At 43.0% G+C, this 21,755-nt stretch carries 10 protein-coding genes; 5 read left to right on the top strand and 5 right to left on the bottom strand.

What is annotated here, in order from left to right:
- Nucleotides 1-32 precede the first annotated feature (32 nt).
- From BACCELL_RS08475 to BACCELL_RS08455, 5 genes are all read left to right on the top strand, one after another.
- Nucleotides 33-2,423: a glycosyl hydrolase family 95 catalytic domain-containing protein gene (locus BACCELL_RS08475; protein ID WP_007211291.1), complete on the top strand. Its 2,391-nt coding sequence runs from the start codon at nt 33-35 to the stop codon at nt 2,421-2,423.
- 42 nt (nt 2,424-2,465) lie between these two features.
- Nucleotides 2,466-5,429 carry a SusC/RagA family TonB-linked outer membrane protein gene (locus tag BACCELL_RS08470; RefSeq protein ID WP_044153523.1) on the top strand — a complete coding sequence of 988 codons (2,964 nt, stop codon included), beginning with the start codon at nt 2,466-2,468 and terminating at the stop codon, nt 5,427-5,429.
- A 31-nt stretch (nt 5,430-5,460) separates the two neighbouring features.
- Nucleotides 5,461-7,161 (top strand): RagB/SusD family nutrient uptake outer membrane protein, encoded by a 1,701-nt coding sequence (locus tag BACCELL_RS08465; protein WP_007211289.1) that lies wholly within the window; start codon nt 5,461-5,463, stop codon nt 7,159-7,161.
- A gap of 332 nt (nt 7,162-7,493) precedes the next feature.
- Nucleotides 7,494-8,930: a tetratricopeptide repeat protein gene (locus BACCELL_RS08460; RefSeq protein WP_007211287.1), complete on the top strand. Its 1,437-nt coding sequence runs from the start codon at nt 7,494-7,496 to the stop codon at nt 8,928-8,930.
- Between the two features lie 32 nt (nt 8,931-8,962).
- On the top strand, nt 8,963-11,182 hold the full coding sequence (locus tag BACCELL_RS08455; RefSeq protein ID WP_007211286.1) for a suppressor of fused domain protein: 2,220 nt from the start codon (nt 8,963-8,965) through the stop codon (nt 11,180-11,182).
- Between the two features lie 103 nt (nt 11,183-11,285).
- On the opposite strand, the gene BACCELL_RS08450 is transcribed toward BACCELL_RS08455, so the two are convergent.
- From BACCELL_RS08450 to BACCELL_RS08430, 5 genes are all read right to left on the bottom strand, one after another.
- Nucleotides 11,286-12,854 carry a glycoside hydrolase gene (locus BACCELL_RS08450; RefSeq protein ID WP_044153520.1) on the bottom strand — a complete coding sequence of 523 codons (1,569 nt, stop codon included), beginning with the start codon at nt 12,852-12,854 and terminating at the stop codon, nt 11,286-11,288.
- 22 nt (nt 12,855-12,876) lie between these two features.
- Complete coding sequence (locus BACCELL_RS08445; protein ID WP_007211284.1) at nt 12,877-15,312, bottom strand: glycoside hydrolase family 2 TIM barrel-domain containing protein; 2,436 nt, start codon at nt 15,310-15,312, stop codon at nt 12,877-12,879.
- A 9-nt stretch (nt 15,313-15,321) separates the two neighbouring features.
- Nucleotides 15,322-16,929 (bottom strand): glycoside hydrolase, encoded by a 1,608-nt coding sequence (locus BACCELL_RS08440; protein ID WP_007211283.1) that lies wholly within the window; start codon nt 16,927-16,929, stop codon nt 15,322-15,324.
- 107 nt (nt 16,930-17,036) lie between these two features.
- Nucleotides 17,037-18,695, bottom strand: coding sequence for a RagB/SusD family nutrient uptake outer membrane protein (locus tag BACCELL_RS08435; protein WP_007211282.1), 1,659 nt, complete (start codon nt 18,693-18,695; stop codon nt 17,037-17,039).
- 12 nt (nt 18,696-18,707) lie between these two features.
- Nucleotides 18,708-21,746 carry a SusC/RagA family TonB-linked outer membrane protein gene (locus BACCELL_RS08430; protein ID WP_007211281.1) on the bottom strand — a complete coding sequence of 1,013 codons (3,039 nt, stop codon included), beginning with the start codon at nt 21,744-21,746 and terminating at the stop codon, nt 18,708-18,710.
- Nucleotides 21,747-21,755 lie beyond the last annotated feature (9 nt).

Below are 21,755 nucleotides of genomic sequence, written 5' to 3'. Positions count from 1 at the left end.
TTTTTTATAACAATATTTTAAATGAAAGTACTATGAGAATATTTTTTCTTTGCTGTGTAGCTGTTTTTTCTTTTTTAAGCTGTAAAACAGAAATCAATGATGTTGGTAATGTTCCGGAACGGGGATTTCATAGCAATCGTCCGGCTAATATTTGGGAAGAATCGTTGGTTACCGGAAACGGTGTGATGGGAGCTATGGTAATGGGAGACCCATACAGGGAATCTATTGTTCTTAACCATGCTTTGCTTTATTTGCCTATTCATTCTCCGAGAAAGCCTGTCAGCCAGGGAAAGAACCTGGAGAAGATTCAGCAAATGATGCTGGATGGTAAATATACGGAGGCTTCTAAGTTTATTGTAGACTTAGCTAATTCCGAGGGATACCAAGGTAAACACGCAACAGATCTTTTCGTTCCGGCATTTCAATTCAACATTTCAAGTGATACTTCTTCTGTAAAGAAGTATAATAGGACTGTGGATTTTACTACGGGCGAAGTAGAGGTTAAATGGGAGGATAATAATGGAATCTATTCGCGTAAACTATTTATTTCCAGAGCGGACAATGTGGTTGCCCTACGGTTATCTTCAAAAAAAGGCTCTATCCATACAACATTGAATCTTTCACAGATAATGAGGCATGATGCAGGACGTAAGAAGAAATTTACATTAAGTGAGAAGAACTGCATTGATAAAGTTGAATCCGGTGTAATGGAAAACGGACTTTATTTTAAAGCATGGTACGAAAGGCCTTGGGAATTTGAATCCAGAAAAAGCTTTAAGGGATACGAAGGGGTAGTGAAAGTCGTGAACATGGACGGTGATATAGAGATGAACTCGGATCAAATAGTCATAAATGGTGCTACGGATGTGCTGATATTAGCTCGTGTTGAACCTTCTGACAATATGGAAATATCGAAAGTGCCTGATATGATGAAAGACCTCAGTTTATATCCTACTAATTATGCGGAATTACTGGATGCGCATAAAAAAATCCATAAAGAATTATTTGAGCGTGTATCGATTGATTTGGGTGCCTCTAAAGAAGACCGTATGAAATCTTCCGAAGAATTATTGGAAGCAGGTGGTTCCAATCCGGCTTTAATAGAGAAGATTTTCGATGCTGCACGTTATAATGTTATTTGTGCCACAGGCATCAATCCTCCCAATCTTCAAGGTATCTGGGGAGCTACTATGACTCCTCCCTGGTCCGGTGACTATACGACTAATGGAAATCTGCCGGTTGTCATTTCCCATTATTTGCAGGCTAATACTCCGGAGCTGATGTTGCCACTGTTTGACAGGCTGGAAGCATATATGGAAGATTTTAAGGTGAATGCACGTGAGCTTTATAACTGCCGTGGTATTCATGTTCCGTCACGTTTTAGTTCACATGGCTTAAATAATCATTTTGATGCTACCTGGCCGATGACTTTCTGGGTGACCGGAGCGGCATGGTACTCACTCTTCTATTATGACTATTATATGTATACCCTGGACAAAGAGTTTTTGCAGAAACGGGCACTTCCATTCATGGAACAGGCCGCCTTGTTTTATGAAGACTTTCTGAAAGAAGGGGCTGATGGGAAGTATGTTTTTAATCCTTCATATTCTCCTGAAAATCATCCGGCAAATCATCCCAGCCAGGCTTGTATAAATGCCACGATGGATGTGATGGCAGCTAATGCTTTGTTGCGCTCAGTTATAGAAGCCAGTCAGGTTTTGGGTGTCAATCAGGATAAAATTCCGGTATGGGAGTCTATGCAGGCCAAAATGCCTTCTTATATGCTGAATGAGAATGGAGAAATCAGAGAATGGATGTGGAAGGACTTGCAGGACAATCATAAACATCGCCACGCTTCTCACTTATTCGGACTGTATGATTTTCATGATCCCCTTATTATGAAAGATAAGGATTTGCTAGAAGGATGTAAGCGGGCCGTTAATCGTAGGATGGAAATACGCCGGCAAGACAATGGCGGAATCATGGCGTTCGGTATGATTCAACTGGCTTTCTCTGCGTGTGCTTTAGGTGAATCCGAGACGGCTTATGATATGCTGACCTGGTTGGGAAACAGTTATTGGAATAATAATATGGTTTCAACCCACGATCCTAAAAAAACATTCAATCTGGACATCTGCGGAGGATACCCGTCTTTAGTGATGAAAATGTTGGTTTACTCGGAACCGGGTCTGATATCCCTTTTACCATGTAAGCCTCAGCAATGGCGCAGTGGGCATATAAACGGAGTAGCCTTGAGAGGTGGAATTATAGTGCAAGAGCTGTCATGGAATGAAAAGGAAGTGAAAGTCACTTTATTATCTAAAATAGATCAGAACGTAAAAATTCAATTGCGGGAAGCGGAAATGCAGGAAATAGTGTTAAAAGCAGATACTCCTGCTACCTTCAGCTTTTCATATGAATAGAAAAACAAATACCTTATTTACTAATTTTAAAAGCACTTTTTTATGAATCAGAATGTATTTATTCGAAGGGCATGTATGTCTTTGATGTTTAGCATGCTTTGCTTGTTGTCTCTGGCTCAGACACATCAAGTTTCCGGTATTGTGAAAGATGTTACCGGAGAGCCGGTGATTGGAGTCAATGTATCTGTGCAAGGAACCGGTAACGGTTCTATTACGGATTTGGATGGTAAATTTGTAATTCCGAATGTGAAGGAGAAAGATGTTTTAATTGTCTCTTACATCGGTTATCTGACTCAGTCTATACCGGTTGGAAAACAGACTTCATTTACTATTACCTTGAAAGAAGATGCACAGGCTTTGGATGAAGTTGTTGTTGTAGGCTATGGTGTACAGAAAAAGAGGGACTTGTCGGGTGCTGTGTCTTCCGTAAAGTCACGGGATATCACAGCTATACCGACAACCAATGCTTTGGAAGCTTTACAGGGAAAGGTTGCAGGATTGGACCTGACTTCTTCTTCAGGTAAGGCAGGAGCTGAGCTGAGTTTCACTATTCGTGGAGAGAGATCATTAAAAGCCAGCAATAAACCTCTGATATTGGTGGATGGAGTAGATTATGGTACGACTCTGGATATTAACCCTTCGGATATCGAATCTATTGAAGTCTTAAAAGATGCATCTTCAACCGCCATTTACGGAACACGTGGTGCAAATGGTATTATCATCGTGACTACTAAGAAAGGAAAAACAGGAAAATCAAAAGTTTCTCTGAATGCTTTTGCTTCTGTTAATATGATTTCTTCTTATCCATCTATCATGAATGGAGCTGAATATGCACAGTTAAAACGTGAAGCATACCGTGACCAGACAACTAATGAATATTTGCCGGATGATCAGGTCTTTACAGTGGCGCAGGAATTGGAATATGTTAGAGAAGGAGTGTCTACTGACTATCGTGACTTAATGATGAGCAATGGTTTCAATCAGAATTATGAACTATCCATATCGGGAGGTACAGACAAGACACAACATAATATCTCCTTGGGATATAGAGGTGAGAATGGGCTTTTCAAAAATGATAATTATAAACGATTGAATGCCAGGGTAGCATTGGATCATGAATTACTGAAAACCCTGAAGATAGGTACAAGCATTACGTATACTTATAAGGATCAAAACACACGTCGTGATCCGTTGAATATGTGTAATAAGATTGTTCCATTATCAAAACCTTATGATGAAAATGGAGAAGTGGTAAGATTCCCGGCACCGGGATACAATTCTCAGACCAATCCATTGGTGGATGATGTGGAGGGGGCAATAAAGGATAACACGAAAGGCACCCGTTTCTTTGGCAGTTTGTATGCGAACTGGAATATCACAAAAGATCTTCTTTTCAGAACAACATTAGGGGTTGATGCTCAGAATTCAAGAAGAGGGTATTATTGCTCGGCAAACTCTTTGGACGGAGAAGGCAAAGACAGTAAATCATTGAAAGAACATACTATTCAATCGGGTATTACCTGGGAAAACATCCTGACCTATTCGAAGATATTGGGAGAGCATGATTTTCAGATAATGGGTGGTACCAGTACGATTTATAAGAGTAAAGAATATACATTGGCTTCAGGTAAAGGGCAGACTTATGGAGGCAATATCTATCATAATCTGGCATCAAACACCAAAGAAGTTATGATTGACAGTTATTTACAAGAAGAGAATTTGGCTTCTTTCTTCGGACGTGTAAATTATAAGTTTATGGACCGTTATATTCTTACAGCTTCTTTACGTGCAGACGGCTCTTCACTACTTGCCAGTGGACATAAGTGGGGATATTTTCCATCTGTAGCATTAGCGTGGAGAATGAATGAAGAAGCTTTTCTGAAGAACATTGATAATTTATCTAACTTGAAACTTCGTTTAAGCTGGGGAGAATCCGGTCAATCGGCCATTGATCCTTATCAAACGATAGGTCTTTTGGGCTCTTCTACTTATTCATTCAATAATGAGCTGGCCAGTGGTCTGTATCCTAAGACTATGTCGAATAAGAATCTGACGTGGGAAACAACTTCTGTATTCGATTTGGGAGTGGATTTCGGACTCTTCAATAATCGTCTGTCAGGTTCTCTGGACATTTATAAATCATATACGAGGAATGTTCTTATGAATCGCAAGATCCCATCAACTAATGGTTACTCTGATGTGATGGAAAATATTGGTAAGACGGAAAACTTTGGTATTGATATAACGCTAAACTCAGTAAATATACAAAAGAAGAATTTTACCTGGACCACAGATTTTACGCTTTCTCATAACAAAGAGAAAATAAAAGAACTGGCATCGGGAGCACTGAGAGATGAGGCTAACTCGTGGTTTGTGGGTGAAGCGTTTCAGGTGTTTTACGATTATAAGAAAATTGGTATCTGGCAATTAGATGAAGCGGAAGAAGCTGCTAAGAACGGGCAGATTCCTGGTGACATAAAGATACAGGATACGAATGATGACGGGGAAATTACTCCCGAAGACCGTGTTATTTACAGTAAACGTCCGAAAGTGACTTTTGGTATCAATAATGCTTTTACCATTCATGATTTTGAATTTTCGTTTTTCATTTACAGCCGTTTAGGTCAGTGGATCGATTATGAATTTAATAGAGGATATAAACCAGACGGATTGGAAAACAGTTCGAATGTAGACTACTGGACTCCTGAAAATCCCACAAACGATTTTCCACGTCCTAACCGTTTTTACGGATTCGGAAAAACCAGATATTCTTCAACCTTGAAATATGAAAAAGGCTCGTTTGTGAAAATCAGAGATATAACTTTAGCTTATAATCTTCCAGCAAAAGCACTGAAGAATATAGGACTGGACCGCGTACGCATTTATGCAACAGCTAAAAACTTCTTCACTTTCAGTAGTATTGAGAATTATGATCCGGAACGTGGAGGAGGTATTTCATTCCCTATGACCAAGCAACTTGTGTTTGGTGTCAATTTGGATTTTTGATAAACGATTCAGTATTTAAAGGAATAACATTATGAAAAAAAGTATATTATTAGTAGCATCGTTGATGCTGTTTCTGGGAAGTGGTTGTGATAGTTTCTTAGATGAAACCAATTATAGTGATGTAACTTCCGAAGGGGGATATTATGATACAGAAGAAGGGTTGAATGCCATCGTGAATGCATGTTATACCCCATTGCGCTTTTGGGCAGGTAAAGAAGATGCTATTGGATTGAGTGAAACTGGAACGGATATTATAGCAGCAGCTTCTGGATGTGTGGATAATAATATGGCGGCATATACGCAGTCGCTTGATGGTACCAATTCTGCATGTACCTTTTATTTTGACCGATTCTACGCAGCTATAAACTGGTGCAACACCGCAATCTATCATGCGGAAACTGTACCTAACCCATCGAAAGATGAAACATTGGCTACAACATTGAATAAGCGTGAGGCGGAAGCCAGAGTACTGCGTGCATTTTATTATTGGATATTGACTGAAACATTTGGAGATACCTATTACATAGATGTGCCTTCAAGTAGTATCGTAATGAATCCGGTTAAAACATCGGTAAGTGATATTTATCAGCATATGTTTAGTGATCTGGACTGGGCTATTACAAGTAAATTATCTACTCAGCAGAATGACGGTGGTCGAGTTACGGTATGGACTGCCAAAGCACTTAAAGCCAGACTACTGTTAACGCGGGCTAGTGTAACGAAGGATGCAAAGATGTATGAACAGGCTTATAATTTGGCCAAAGACGTGATAGACAATGGTCCTTTTGAGTTGGCTAAAGATTTTGCTTCTATCTGGGATATGAAGAACAGTGATGGAAATTCCAATAATGAAGTAATATGGTATGTCGATTATTCAACAAATCAGCTGTATAATTCGGAATTGGATGATAAACCGGTTATCAGAAATGGAGGAAATAATGCGCATCTGCTTTTCTGCATGAAATATGATGATCAACCGGGTATGACACGTTCCATAGAGTATGGACGTCCGTTTAACCGTTACATGCCAACCCGTTATTTGATTGACTTGTTTGATGAGGAAAGAGATCAACGTTATGGTGGCAGTTTCCGCCATCTATGGATCATGAATAATGAGAAAGGAAAAGGTAAGTACACGGCAATGGCTGATACGGCTATTTATATAATTAAAGGGGAAGCAACTGCTGCGCAACGTGCCTGGGCGGAAAACCGTTACCAGCTGTTTGACAGAAATGATATTTATAATGCAGATGGTTCTACTAAAAACATGAAGCAATCTTTAGAGTTATGTAAGTTTGCAGACCCTGCACGTGCTTCTAAAGATGAAGATAGAAGTACGCGGGACGGTTTTATGATTCGTATCGCTGAAATGTATCTGATTGTAGCAGAAGCTGGGGCTCAAACGGATAAATCTGATGCTTTGGATTATATGAATAAGTTACGTATGACCCGTGCAGTTGCCGGTTATGAGGAGGATATGTGTGTCAACCTGTCGCAGATTCAAGATATTGATTTTATTTTGGATGAACGTGCGAGAGAATTGGCAGGGGAACAACTGAGGTGGTTTGATTTAAAGCGTTTTGGTAAAGAGCAGTTTGTAAAAAGAATAAAGAAATGTAATCCTAATGCGGCTAATGTTGATGAACACCATTGGGTACGTCCATTTCCGCAGACATTTTTGGATGCAATTGAAAATAAAACAGAGTTCACTCAGAATACAGGTTATAAATAATTAAGTATTGTTTTATATGTACCCGGCTATGGAAAATGCTTTTTTCCATAGCCGTTTTTTTTTGAAAAACAGTCTTCAAAATATAAAGAAAAGACTTGTACTTCTTGCTCTTTCTCTTGTGAATATAATGACATTTATCCTACCTTTTGGGTATCTTCCTGAATAAATACTAAATAAAAGTTCTTTGGAAAAGCAAATTGACAGAATAGAATTTGCAATTTGTCATGGTTTCTATAAAATAGCCATTATCCAATTGTAATTTTTTATGGCAGTTTATAGAGTGGATAAACTGAGTTTTTATATCTTTGGACATCATTAAACCACAATGAACAATGGATGAAACATTAAGGAAACAAATTGATGCTTGGACAGAAACTGACGAGCATGGTAGAATTGTTGATATGTTAGGACAGATTTCGCCTGAAGAAAGAGATTCTGAAGCTACAGGTTTGCTGGCACGTGCATATAACAACCTGGGTGAATATGAAAAAGCTTTGGAGTTACTTGATTCCATCGAGGAGGAAGAAGCCGGAGATACTAATTGGAACTTTCGGAAAGGGTATGCACTTTACTTTCTCGACAGATACAAGGAAGCTTTGGCTTGCTTTAAGAAGGCGGACGAACTGACTCCGGAAGATGAAGATACGATTGAGTTCATCCGTAGTTGCAACAGTCACCTGCCTTTCCGGAAGCGGGTGAAGGACTTTTGGAAGTGGTTTACCGATAACGAGGAGGAGCTCTCCCGGATTGTTGAGAACCGCGGGCAGCTTGACGGTGGTGATGCTGTTGAGTTTGTTACCGCCGGTACGAATTTGATAGATGAGGATGTGCATTTTAATCTGGGTGGAGACTATGAATTCACATTCTCCGTAGAGGGCAATACACATTTGTTCTATCTCTATCCCTACATTGTGTCGCAAATGCCTGCACAATTCAAGGATAAATGGCACTTTTTTCCTTTCAATCAGGGGACGGATGCAAGTTTCTCTTTCGGCATGTATGGGGCGAATGTAGATATGGCTCAGGTGCAGGTATCTGCTGCTTATCAGGAAGATATCAATGCTTTCAATATCCATTTCTATGAAGAACAGTTATGCTCTCTGGAAGAAGCACAAAGCTATAATGCTTATTATATCATGATGGAGATTATGCTGGGTGAGGGACTTTCTTACCAGTATATTGCCAGTGTGGAGCGTGCAGATGCTCCATTGGAGAATATGATAAAGCTTCCTGAACTCAGAGCCTACATTACAGATACATTAAAGGCTCATGGTAAGGAGATATTTGATAATCCGCAGCAAGTCTATACCAGCTATCGTTTTGAGCCTCAGGAGAACGAGGAATTACGTTTTGACGTCATGGCAGGCAGCTCCTGCTTCCAGCCTTTGGTGGCCAATTATTATAATGGTTCCACAGAACTGTTCGACCGTTTGAATGGATTTGGTGCGCAGGCTGTATTTATCGCTTTCCCCTATGAAAATAAGGAAGAAGGTGATGGGAAGAAAGTGCTGGATTTCCGTTATGAACTGGAAGACCGCCTGGCGGCGGAATTGCTTGAACCGGAAGGTTTGGGACTTTTATTAGGGGGAGCTATCGGTACCGGTACCTGCTATATTGATCTTCTTTTGTTTGATGAGTCGGCATTTATGGAAAAGATTGTTCCATTTCTGAAAGACTATCCCCAATATCACTTCTATCTTTCCGACTTCCGTCAGGGTAGTGACTTGTGCAGACTGTATGAAACGGAGGATGACGAGTCTGAGGAATAAAATGAATCTATAATTATAAATATATCACAACCATGAGTATAGGTTTCAGATTAACAACGAAATGCAAAAGTATTTCTTCATTCCAGAAATTGTTGGATGTAGTTGCCGCCCGGCACGAGGCATCTGTCAGTCATACAGAAGATTATTCTGAATTATCAGTCTGCCGTTTAGGAAATATATTCTTCAATTATGAACAGGAAGAAGATGATATAGCTGTCATAGGTGATTGTCAGACTAACCTGTTGGGAGCAGGTTTTCATAAGGCTGCGATAGATATCGTTGACGAGTTGGTAGAACTGAGAGACTTCTCTACTGAGGTGGAGGACGATACGGAATATTATGAGCACAGGGACTTTGAGCGGATGCGTTCCGAACATTTCTATCGTTGGTTGAACGCCATTGTAGAACTCTGTCGTGAACGTATGAAGGAGAATTGCAGCATGTCTGCCATTTGTTGGGATTGCAATAAGTACATGCCCCGTGGGATAGAAGGAACGGTGGTATCTCCTTTCGGAAGAATATGTCCGGAGCACTTAGTCGAACGGATAAAAGATGAAGGTATCGAGAGGTTGGCAAGCGAATTTTTCATGTGGAATAATGAAGAGCGTGATGCATTATTCTATCGGAATACGGCTTTGAGTGCCTTGTGGGAAGATTGCTATTTTATGCCTTCCGCGCGTAGCGAAGAAGATATGGAAATCAATTCGTTTATTATAGAAAACTTGGAGAAGGCTGCCGCAATGGATACGTCTCTTGCTTTCCCGAAAGAAGACTATCTGTTGCTTTGTCGTTTGGTGGAAAAAGAGCCGGTAGATGTTTCTGCATTGCCGGATTTCATAAGTGAATTTCCGATTGGTTATCGCAAGAACAAAGTGACCTATACATTAGGAAATCTGAAGTTTGATCTTCCGGGTAATTACCTTTATTTTGAAGAGGATGATTCTCGCGGGTATTATGATGGAGAAGACGAGAATTGGCATGTAGTGCGGATGTTGGCGTATTCTATGCCCGATGACGAAGCAGACTATCTGGAAGACGATGAGAATGTGCTGATTGAAGAGAAGTTTTTTGAAAACGGTAAGTGCAGGCTTTATGATCTGGGTGGAGAAGAAGACAGTGATGAATATGTGTGCCAGTGCCAGATTATCACTGAACATCAGTTCACCCTGTTTACTCTTTCGTGCGAGGGAAAGGATGAAGCAATGGGCTTTTCAGCTGACTTTATTGATCATCTGACTGCTACCAAAACGAACAAGCATGATAAGTTGCTTCAGCAAATAGAACAATGGAACGCGGACGATGAAGAACAGAAGATAATTGACGCTATTCTGAAAGTTCCTGAAGAGGAGAGAACTGCGGAATTGACGGGGCTTCTGGCGCGCTCATACAATAATCAGGGGAATTACAATGAAGCCATTGAACAGCTTCTTTCAGTAAAGGAAGAATGTAAGGAAGATGCGCTTTGGTTCTATCGACTGGGTTATGCTTATTATTATCTGAACCAACTGGATAAGGCGCAGAAAGCCTTTGAACGTTCATTGGAATTGGATCCCAGCGATGAAGATGCGAAGGAATACATTGAAAATTGTAAGAATGGTGTTTTGCCTCATAATCCTGAGATGTACGAAGAGGAGGAATTGGATGCTCTTGAAGCGCATATTGACAAGTTCTTCGGTCATTCGGATCATGTGTTCCATGAGATCGCCTCACCGGATATCCATGTGGATATCTTTATTGTCGAGCCGACGGCTGAAAGGAATTATTACACGCTGGTCACATCGGGCATGGGTGCCCATCGGATGAATGTACCTAAGGAACTGGCTGAGTATAAGCTGGAGCGTGCGGAGATAGTGGTATATTTACCTGCCGACTGGAATATTTCTGACCATGAAGAAAAGAATTACTGGCCGCTACGTTGGCTGAAGATACTTGCCCGTCTGCCATTGGAAGAGGACTCCTGGTTAGGTTGGGGACATTCTGTACCCAACGGGAAACCGTTTGCAGAGAATACTCAGCTTTCCAGTGTATTATTGATTAATCCGGAGAATGTGGAAGAAGGAGCTGCTGTTTGCCAATTGCCTAATGGGGAAGAAGTGAATTTCTATCAGATGATTCCATTGTACGAAGAAGAAGTCAATTTCAAGATTCAGAATGGTGCGGAAACATTGTTAGGGAAGATGGGAGAAATAAGTGCAGTGGTAGATATTCATCGTTTGAATGTCTGCGAGGGATTTGGGCGGCCGAAAGAATAGGGATTTCACCACAGAGTAACACAGAGGTTCACAGAGTTTTATTTTCTTGATTTAGAAATTATTGAACTCTGTGAACCTCTGTGTTACTCTGTGGTGAAATCTCTTAATCCTGAGAAACAAAAGTGATAACGGAACGTGCAGGAATTACTGCTATCTGTTCGTTTTTCAGTTTCTTAATGGGTAGAAGATCTTCACCTGCTTCATCTGAGGTGCGGTAGCCTTGCCATGACTTTACTTTGGAACCATCCACTTTGAAAGTGAAATTTTTCTCCTGATCAGCGTAGTTGATAACTACCATTACCCATTGTCCGTTTGTATTCTGATAAGCAGAACACATGAGTCCTTGGGGATCAGTATCTCCTTCCGGGATTACCTGTCCGGATTTGTCTGTTGCCTTAATAGACATGCGTACAGCTCCCGGGCGTATAAAGCGGCTGTAATTACCTAATATCCATAATAATTTGGAGTCTTCCACTTTACCGTCATGAAGATCGGGATCAGTGTATTCGCGTAGCAATCCGTCTTTGTAGTCACCTCCTATGGCACGCCACCACTGCCAGCTACGTGCTCCTGCATAAACAATGTCGTGATGAATGATACGGGCCACATAGAGGGCTGTTTTCATTGTATGATCAAATCCACCGCCTCCGCCAATTTCTTCATCGTTCCCCATAATGCAGGTTTCCGTTTGCCAGAAGTCAACTTTGTATTTGTCCAATGTATCACGTAACTGACGACGGTAATCTCTCAGACTTTCTAAAGGTGTATTGGTCCAATAGCTGTGCCCTGCAATGAGATGGGGGACATTCGGGGTGTTTCCCAAATAAGTATCTACACTGTCGGGGCAGAAGAAAGATTGTATTTCGTATCCACGTTCATGGTTTGTCATATGTGTGGAGAACATACAACGATAGTCTGACGCTTCGCAGATGGTGATTTCCGTATCAATACCCTCTTTCACAAACTCTTTGCTGATGAGGCGTACGGCACGGGCAATTTCTTTCTTTGTTGCCGGGGTACCTTCTTGTTTGGGACCTATCCAATTCCAGTGTCCGTCCGGTTCGTTGAAAGGGGAGAGGTAATCGAACTTAATGCCGTCTTTCTTTTCAACTCCTTTGATCACATTTGCCAGAAAACGGGCGAAGTCTTCATAATGTTCCGCTTTCAGATTCAGTGTGCCGTCACGTCCGGTGTTGGTGGCAAGCCCGTTTTGAGTGAAGTAAACGGGTGGAGAGTTTAGGAAAGCAAGGAATTTATTGACTCCACGTTCCTTTGCTAATCGGAGGAAATTACGCTGTCCCTGTTGTTTGTCCCAATCATAACTTCCGTCCGGTTGCAGGAAACATTCGGTACGCATCCAAGGGGAGCCTATCTGACTGGCTTCGCCCTGTTCCGTGCTTCCTGCACCTACATTGAAGCGCCACAGAGAAAGCCCGATTCCTTTGGGCTTTCCGTTAGTGTCATTGTCAGTACTGAACAACCAGTCAGCTACTTGGTCCTGTTTCTCCTGAGGCCATTTGCCTATGATGTGCATGCTCCAGGCATCCGAAGCACTGAAATGATCCATGGTTTGCTGAGGCTGTTCGGGAATAATCTGATAGTTTATATCTGCTTGTGGTGAACACGAAGTAGTTATTGCGGCGAGGGCGAGTAATAATACTTTGTATTTCATATAAATATTTGTTTTTAGAGGGTTATTTAGCATTCAAGACAATCTCTGTTCCTTGTAAAAGTGGTGAAGTAAACTTTACGCGAATCTGACCTTTCTCACCCGTGGTCTGTATGTAGGTAAGTAGACGTCCGTGGAAGGCACGATGGCGATTATCGGTGTAGTCACTCATGTCGCTGTTATCGGAACCTTCGAGTCCCAGTAAATGTGCCGGACCTTCGATGGTACAAGTAATGTCATTATCGCCTAATTTCACTACGACACCCTTTTCATCTATCACTTCTACAATGAGATGCGCTGTAGCGCGGTTGCAAGATAGATTGGTACGATCGGCACTTACACGGAGAGCGTAGGGGCGACCGGAGGTTTTGATGGAATAGCTGGACAATATATTTCCGTCTTTATCGCAACCTTCGGCTTTCAATTCACCCGCCCGATAGGGAATATCCCAGTAGATGATACCTGTCTTTTCATCATAGGTTTTCATCTCACCTAGCACTTTTCCATCAAGTAACAGACGTGCTTGTGGGGCATTGGTATAGCAGACTACACGTATTTCCTGACCGGGATCATAGTTCCATATATCCCATGCATCGGGTGACAGGAAGGTACGCCGGGAGTTTTTGAAACGATCCGGTATGGGATAAGTACCCACATAAGTAACCGGTTTTTCGCACCATAAGGAAGCACGGAAGTGTCCGCGGGGTTTGGGGAAACTACCAAAGTCGAGCAATCCGGTATATAGTCCGCGTGAGGGCCATGCACCCGATTCACCAAGGTAGTCGGTACCCGTCCAGATGAATTGTCCGAAGATGAATTCTTTATCCTTTACGGCATACCAGGCTTCAAGACCGGAACCGTTTTCGCTACCATAAATGACACGGTTGGGATAGGTGGCATGATCTTCATCATAGCGGTTTTCAGTATAGTTGTATCCTACTACATCGATGGCTTCGGGATATTCTGTTTGATTGGACATAACAACTCCTGCCAGTGCTCCCGTTACGGGGCGTGACGTATCGACAGCACGGACGCATGCAGCCAGTCGTTTGGCTATCTTTCCGATACGCATGGCATCAGGAGCATCCGGTTTGTAACCGCCAAACATGGGTTGATTGATGGTTGATCCGTCAAGAATAGGATGCGAGTAAGGATCATTCGGATAATCTACTTCATTACCAATACTCCACATGAAAATGGAAGGATGATTGCGGTCGCGACGTACCATATCGGTTACATCCTGTTCAATCCATTCTTCGAAGAAATCGAAAGAACCGTCATAGGCGGGTTCCCCCTTATTCCAGCCTTTCACCCATTTACGTTTCGGGAATTCCCATTCATCGGATGCTTCATCCATGATGAGAAGTCCCAGTCGGTCGCATAGGTCATATACAACGGGAGCCTGTGGATTGTGGCTCATGCGGATGGCATTTACACCTATTTCTTTCAAATTGTTTAAACGGCGCTCCCATACTTCCGGAGGTACTACAGCGCCGAGTACACCGGCATCATGATGCAGGCATACACCCTTGACCTTCATCCAGTTGTCATTGAGCGCAAATCCTTTATTAGGGTCAAACTTCAGTGTACGGAGTCCTACTTTAGTCTCACATCCATCGATACGTTGTCCATTGCTGAGCAATTCCGTTTTTAGTGTATAAAGGTAAGGATCGTCCAGATTCCAACGGTGAGGGTTAGTTATTTTCAGTGTGAGATTTTCTTTAGTAATACCTTCTTTACCGTCAGAAACACGAGTGCGGCGTTGCGCTACTTGTTTGCCGGCAGCATCGTATAGTGTAGCTGAAAGTTCAAGTCTGTCGTTGGTTGCTATGTGTTTCTGTACTTCCATATCGACGGCTATGGTAGCCTGTCGGTTGGTCAGAGAAGTGGCATGCCAACCTGTGCCCCATTGTGCCAGGCGTATTTCAGGAGCGGCAATTAGCCATACGTCACGATATATGCCCGATCCTGTATACCAACGGGAATCAGCATAGCGGCTATGGTCCACACGTACACTTAACACGTTGTCCCCCTCTTTCAGATAAGGAGTCATGTCGTAGAGAAATGAGATATAACCGTTAGGGCGTTTGCCAAGCAGATGTCCGTTTAAATAGACTTCACTGCGATTGTATACTCCTTCGAAATAGATATAATGGCGTGGAGCGTCATCCGTGATCTTGAAATGTTTGCGATACCAGCCGATTCCGCCAGGTAAATAGCCGGTACAGCTTGCTAAAGAAGGTGAAAGTTGTCCTTCAATAGACCAATCATGCGGCAATCTGAGTTTGCGCCATTCGCTGTCATTGAAGGCGGGATTTACAATGGTTGAGTCATCGGTCAGCCGGAAGAGCCAATCTTCATTGAATTTGGTGGCATTACCAAATGAAACCTGCGCCTGTGCCGGAAGGCCGGTGAGCAGGGCTGTCATGAATACAGTCAGCGTGAATATAGCGTTTTTCATTTTGGATGATTATTTTAGATTATACACTACTGTGGTTACACTTTCCGCTTCCAAAAGTACAGATTCTCCGGCAGATACGGTGGCTTCTGTCAGTTTTTTGCTATTGGTAGTGGTGTAGGTCCGGATTGACGTAGCTTCGTTGCTCCATCCTTCATGAGTTTCGCTTAGGCGGACATTCTTGCTGGACATATTGGTGAAGACGGCTACTATTTTATCTCCTTGCGGGGATAGCCATGCAGATCCAAAGAAGTTGAGCGATTCGGTCAGTTGCATGTTGATACGTTGGTATCCGGGGCGGATGAACAGACTATAATTACCCAATACCCAAAGGGTGGCAGTGGGTTGGAAAGTACCTTCTTTTTCTATGTTGTCATTGTTGTTGTTGATTCCTCCACCAGGTACGAGGGATATCAGAAGAAAACGGTTTTTATGTCCCCAACGGGCTACGTCCATGGAAGTCCAGTAGCTCCATGAAGATACTCCTGCTACGGTAAGGTCATTGTGTATCACTCTCGACATATAAAATGCGATATCCATTTCTGTAGCATTGTCATATCCTACAAATTCTGTGTTGCTGTAGTTGTCTCCCAGCATGCTCCATTCACTTTGCCATACATCTACACCATATTGCGTTGCTGCTTGTGCCACTTGCTTACGTACGCTGCGCATACCGTCCCAAGTACCATCGGTCCAATAGCTATGACCGCAGATTAGTTTCTTTACATGATTTAAGTTACCTACATAAGCTGACGAGCCGGGGGTGAAAAAGGCAGACATAACGTTACTGCGATTGGCATCGTCTTTGGTCTTATATAAGTATTCCCAATCGCCCGATTCACCGAGCAGGATATCGGTAGACAAATTACGTTCGGTTAAGGCATCATCCAGTTCGCGGGCCAATCTGGCAACTTCGTCATTGGTCCAGCCGCTTCCTTCTTGTCCTCCATCCCAGTTGTATTGCGGTTCGTTGACCGGTGAGATGTGCGTCACAGGATAACCTTTATCTATGTAGTATTGAGCTACATCGCCCATGTAAGCGGCAAAGTCATCGTAGCAATCGTTTTTCAGGTTTGATACTCCTCCTTGGTTGGAGAAACCTTTGCCGTTCTGTGTATATTGTACGGGTGGTGTATTGCTGAAAAGGACGATACTTTCGCAACCGAACTCTTTAGCACGGTTCAGGAAATAACGTTGCCCTTCGCAACGATTCCAGTCAAGGGTCAAGTCGTTTGTCAGGTATGACTCTGCGCGACGGGATTTATCGGTAATGCCGCTTGCATCACCTTGTTCGGCAGTTCCACCGCCAAGGTTTACACGCCACATGGAGAGACCGATACCTTTGGGGCTTCCTGCCTGAATTTCGGAAGAGAAGAGTAATTCGGTGATTTTCTCACGGCTGTTGGTCCAGTATTTACCTACATAGGAAGGATTCCAGCAGTCTGATGCACCGAATCCTGTGATAGTCTGATAGGTTTTTCCGGCATTAATGGTGACTAGTTTCTCTACACTATTCGGTACATCCGGTTGATCGGGAGTATCGGGTGTAGAAGGAGAATCGTCACTGCAAGCCATAAAGGAAAGCAGGGACAGCAGAGTGAAATAATATTTTAGCTTCATAAATATTCGATGGTTTAAAAAAGACTGTCGCGGATAATCTATTATGAAACTATCCGCGACAGAGTATAAAGACCTATTGAAGAATTCTATTTAGACATTCACCGGGGTTAATTCCAACCCGGATTCTGAACGATAGAACCATTAGACATTGTGATTTCATACAAAGGAATGGGGAATACCATGTCGCGGTTTTCATCAAAGCCAGCACCTTTATTACTTGCTTCGCCCTGGTTCTCCCATTCATAGAGGTCGCGGGTAGCGGCATCTGTGTTATACTTAACGAAAGTACCATTGGTTCCCAGCAGATTGGAAATCACCTTCTTGCCATTGTCGTCGGTCCAGCGGCGGATGTCATACAAGCGATTTTGCTCCCATGCTAATTCCAGGCGACGTTCCAGACGGATATCTTTGCGGAGATCGTTGCCGCTTGATTTTACATCCTCCAGGTTTACGCGGTTACGTACTTCATTGAGGTATTTACGTGCTGTAGCGTCATCACCCAGTTCGTTGCAGGCTTCGGCATACATCAGCAATACATCGGCATAGCGCAAGATGCGGTGATCCAAAGGAATCTTGTCTGTATTGTACACTTCCGGACGCTTTTCGATAGGTACGAAATATTTGCGGACGATACGTGCCGATTTATGTTGTGCAGGGTCAATTATATAGCAATCCGGATCCCAACCATACTTCTCGATATAAGTCTTGTAATTAGCCATGTCTTTGCTATTTTCAATGAACTTATCGAAGTTATCTTCACCGGCAATCTCGGTACATCCGGTTTTGATGATAGTCCAGCGAAGGCGTTCGGTATCACCTGCGTCAATGTAAGCCTGTTCGAGGTTGGCAGTAGGCTGACCCCAAGACCATCCGTCGCCGGGACCATTACGTGCACCGGTGATTATTGTCAGTGAACCACCTAATGAATAAGTACCGTCGTACATATACTGTACTTCAAACAGACTCTCTTTACTGTTGTTGTGGTCAACACTCCATACGTCACCGAAGTTATCAAGCAGTTCGTACTCTTTGCTGTCGATAACGGTTTCCAATACATCATGTGCTTCTTGCCACTTTTCCTGATAAAGGTAAACTTTACCTAGCAGGCCTAAGGCTGCACCACTGGTAGCACGCCCCATATCGGTGGCAGCATATTCACTACGTTTTGGCAACGCGTCGGCGGCAGCTTTCAGATCATCTTCGATGAACTTATATACATCTTCGGCAGAAGCGCGGGTAATGCCTTGTATCTCCTCGGGCAACAGGAAGCTTGTAACGAGAGGTACACCGCCGAAGTTTCTTACCAGTTCGAAGTAGAAATATCCACGCAGGAAGCGGGCTTCGCCTATCAGGCGGTTCTTCATGTCTTCGTCCGAGAATTCGGATTGTGAGATGCGTTCTACGGCTACGTTGCAGCGTAAGATGCCTTTATAACGGTATTGCCAGAAGTTTGAGATGGCTCCGTTGCTCTGTCCTGTACCCTGATAATGTGCTAAAGAGATATAATCACTCTGGCTTTGGGTTGTATTTCCCATCCAACCGTCATCGCTGCACATTTCGGAAAGTAACCATACCGTATTGATGTTCCACCAACCACCGAAAGTGATGGCCTGGTAGCAACCGGTGATGAATGACTCGGCTTCCTCTACACTTTGGAAATAGGTGTCGAGATTTTGTTGCCCACGCACTTCCTCGGTCAGGAAGTCCTCGCAAGAGGTGAATGTCAGCGAGGCAATCAATGTCAATATTGCTAATATCTGTTTCATTGTTATCAAGGATTAAAATTTAAAGTCAATACCAAACAAGAATGTACGTGGGTTGGGATAGGCAATGCCATCGATACCTGTTTCGATTACACTTCCATCATTACCAATCTGCGGACGTTCGGGGTCCATACCTGAATAACCGGTGATAGTGAACGGATTCTGTGCTGAGAAATAAAGACGCAACTCTGTTCCGCGCAACAGCTTCTTGGGAAGAGTATAACCTATCTGAAGCAGTTTGCATCGCATGTATGAACCGTCTTCTACAAAGAAGCTGGATACGCGTGTATAGTTCTGGTTCAGGTCGTTGTATGACAAGCGTGGAATGTCATTGCTGGTACCTTCGCCATGCCATGCTTTTTCCAGTGTGCCTGCCCATACGTTCTGCCCGCTTACCCCGGAATATAATCCTTTGGTTTTATTAAAGATATCGTTGCCGAGTGTTCCGTAGAAGTTGGCTGTGAAGTCGAAGTTCTTGTAATTGAAGCCCAGATTCAAACCTACCATAAGGTCTGGATAAGGGTTACCGATCCATGTCTTATCGTTTTCGTCCAGTACACCGTCATGATTCAAGTCCTTGAAGCGGATATCACCTGGCTGTGCTTTATCCTGTATCAATTTTCCATGCTCGTTGGTATGAGCATATACCTCGCTCCAGTTTTGGAAGATACCATCTGCCACGTATCCGTAGAACCGTGAAATTAAACCACCGTCTTCGTTACGGATGATCTGATCACTATTGAACCCACCAGTCTGAATAGGTCCGTCTCCAGAGAATTTGATAGCTCTGTTTTTCACAGCTGAAAGGTTTACACCTACATTGTAAGAGAAATCAGATACTTTATCCTGCCAGTTCAGGCTTAATTCCCAACCGCTGGCTTTCATACTACCGATGTTCATCCATACAGTGCTGTTCCAATCGGGATAACCGATAGCGAAGATATTCTGTTTCTGATAGAGCATGTTGCTGGATTTCTTTTGGAAATATTCAAAAGTTACACCTAGGCGGGAGTTTAGGAATGACATGTCCACACCTACGTTCCAGTCTTCCACTGTTTCCCATTGCAGTTGATTGTTTCCTACGCCTGATATCATGGTACCGGGTACACGGACGGGAGTTGAACCAAATACATAGTCAGCTTGTCCCAGTAGGGTAAGAGTAGCATCGTTGTCGATGTTCTGGTTACCTACACGACCCCAACCACCACGTAGTTTCAGATTGCTGAATACCTTCTGGTCTTGCATAAAGCTTTCGCTGATGATGCGCCATGAAGCAGATACCGCGGGGAAGATAGCATATTTGTTTCCTTTGGGGAAGCGGGAAGAACCATCGGCACGGATAGATGCTGTCACATAGTAACGGTTGTCATAGTTATACATGATACGTCCCAAGTATGATATCAACGTGTTGTAGGTGGTAGTACCGTCACCTTTCTGATTCTGTGTACCGGCATTTACTTCCTGCATGATGTCCATATTGTTGGGCACATCGTCGCGTGAAGCCTTGGTCTGGAACCATGCAAAACGTTCTGCTGTGAAACCACCCATTATATTGAGGTTATGCTTTGAAGCAAAAGTGTCAGAATAAGTTGCAGTATTGGTCCAGTTCCAGTCGAGCCATTCTTGCATCTCACGGGATACATTACTCAATGTAGATTGTTCCAAAGCGTCGATATAGAATTCGGGTGTGAATCCATCCGAGCGACGGAAGTGGGCATTAGCTCCGAATTGTGTACGTAAGGTAAGCTTTTCAATCGGATTTACTTGTAAATAGGTGTTTACAATGGCACCCATTTCACGTGAATGTCCATTCTGGCGTGACAACGAACCGGCTGGGTTCCATTCCTGATTGTTGTAAGAACGCTGATAGTTGTTAAACTCATTGTCCACCCATTGATCTTGTGGTTTAAATACAGGAGTTGTCGGATCCATGGACATAGCAGCTGAGAAAAGGTTGGGAGTATCATCCCATGATTCTACGCGCGGTGCAATGTCAAAACCCATTTTTACGTATTTGTTGAAGGTATATTCCGTATTGAGACGTGCATTGATTTTATCCCAGTATCCGTAGTCGTATTGTGAATTATTACGGAAATAACCTAAGCTAAGATTATAAACCAATTTGTCATTACCACCGGAGATGTTGAGTGAGTAATTCTGTACTAAAGCAGTCTTATTGATTACCTCATCCCACCAGTCAGTACCATTCGGATTGGTAGTGGCACCGGTGTCATTCCAGATAGAGGTACCTCCATCATTTGTATAGCGGGTATTGAACACTTCTTTGTATTCGGCAGCATTGGCCATCTTGGGTTTAGCCAACGTTTGGAAACCTGCCGATGCACTGAAACTGATATTTGTTTTTCCGGCAATACCTTTCTTGGTAGTAATCAGGATCACACCGTTAGAGGCACGCGTACCGTAGATAGCAGCCGCAGAAGCATCCTTTAGAACTTCCATGGACTGGATATCATTACTGTTTAGGAAGTTGATGTTCGTACCTACCGGCATACCATCTACCACGTAGAGCGGATCGGTTCCGTTAACTGTAGTTACACCACGGATCAATACTTTAGGTTGTGTACCCGGACCACCACCGCTGGTTACCTGTACACCGTTGATCTTACCTTGCAAGGCGTCCATAGCATTACCGGTTACAGTTTCGGTGATTTCATCGCCTTTCACTGTAGCGATGGAACTGGTCAGGTCGCTCTTTTTCACGGCACCATATCCGATAACCACCACTTCGTCCAGTAGTTCGGCAGATTCCGACAACACAACGTTGATGGTGGTCTGTCCGTTTACTTTGATTTCTTGTGTCTGGTAACCGATGGTAGAATACACAAGTATAGCGTTTGCAGGAACATTCATCAGTGTATAATCACCATCGATGCCTGTGATGGTGCCTGTTCCACTGCCTTTCACTTGAATTGTAGCTCCGATTAAGGGTTCCTTATCGGTAGCTGAAGTCACTATACCTTTTACTGTTATCTGTTGTGCATAGCTGCATATTGACAGTAACAAAAGACATGCAATTAATAGTTGCTTTCTCATTTGTCAGAC

It is taken from the genome of Bacteroides cellulosilyticus DSM 14838 (assembly GCF_000158035.1).
In the GTDB taxonomy this organism is placed as follows: Bacteria; Bacteroidota; Bacteroidia; order Bacteroidales; family Bacteroidaceae; genus Bacteroides; species Bacteroides cellulosilyticus.
The sequence above is the reverse complement of the archived record's forward strand: the minus strand, read 5'-3'. Positions and strand labels throughout refer to the sequence as shown.